At 37.1% G+C, this 1237-nt stretch carries 1 protein-coding gene; it reads left to right on the forward strand.

Features of this window, described 5'->3' with window-relative positions:
• Positions 1-217: 217 nt before the first annotated feature.
• Positions 218-1219: an IS110 family RNA-guided transposase gene (locus NK987_RS21335; RefSeq protein ID WP_259265498.1), complete on the forward strand. Its 1002-nt coding sequence runs from the start codon at positions 218-220 to the stop codon at positions 1217-1219.
• Positions 1220-1237 lie beyond the last annotated feature (18 nt).

Below are 1237 nucleotides of genomic sequence, written 5' to 3' on the forward strand. Positions count from 1 at the left end.
CCGATAGCTACCTTAGATTTGAACAGTTGTATTAAACCAAGAACGGTGGTATAATTGAAAACCTGTCAGCGATCCATCGATAGCCTTAGGAGAGAACTATCCCGATATTAGGAACTGACAGGTTTAAAGAACCAAGACCTGTATAAGATATTAGTCTTACATCTGTTAAGGTTATTAGGTAACGGTTCTTTTCATTTGTTTATCTTAACGCTAAAGTATGAAATTCAAAACATTTATTGGAATTGATGTCAGTAAATTGACACTTGACATTTGCCTTATTACCGCTGATGGGGTAATTGAAAACTTTAAAATAGAAAACAAAGAACTTTCCATTAAGAAGTTTTTCAAGAACTTGGAAGAGAGCTGTCTTTGGGGGGAGATTCTGGTTTGTGCTGAATATACCGGTCATTATTCCAATCCTTTGAAGGTGTTTTGCATAGGTCAGAATATTGCATTATGGTTGGAGAGCGGAGCAGAAATCAAATTGAGATCCGGTGTCCAGAGGAGGAAAAACGATAAAATTGATGCCGAAAGAATAGTCGATTATGCGATGCGGTATGTTGACAAAGCCAGGCTTCAGACTCTCGATGACAAGGTTATTGAAACAGTCAAATCACTTAGTAGTGAGAGGGATATGTATATCAGGGATAGAGCCAAATATCAGTCCCAGGTAAAAGATTTTGAAGGATACATTGATTCAGATATTTATAAAGCCAAAAGCAAAAGGCTTAAAAAACAGATCATTTCATTAACCAAACTCATTGGTTCTATCGATAAAGAGATAGCCCAACAGTTCGCCTCCAGTGAGAAACTTACCATTCAAAAAGAGATATTGTTGTCAGTTGGAGGAGTAGGTGATAAAGTAGCTACTGAGACAATCATAGCAACCAGAGGATTTACCAAGTTTGATAACGGTAGGGAATTTTCCTGCCATGTAGGCGTTGCTCCATTTTCTTTTGAATCAGGCACAAGCCAGAGGTCAAGGAAAAAGGTATCCAACAGGGCAAATAAAGACCTCAAAACACTATTTCATATGGCGGCACTTTCCGCGATCAGGATGAAGGGGGAACTCAGAGATTATTTTGAAAGAAAGGTTGCTGAGGGAAAGAATAAAATGACTGTAATAAATGCTGTAAGAGCAAAAATCATTAACAGGATTTTTGCTCTAATCAGGGATAATAGAAAATATGAAAAATCTTATATTCCTTCTATTGTTTAATCCATAAGAATATCGGGA

Origin of the sequence: Aquiflexum gelatinilyticum (assembly GCF_024813435.1) — a bacterium.
In the GTDB taxonomy this organism is placed as follows: Bacteria; Bacteroidota; Bacteroidia; order Cytophagales; family Cyclobacteriaceae; genus Cognataquiflexum; species Cognataquiflexum gelatinilyticum.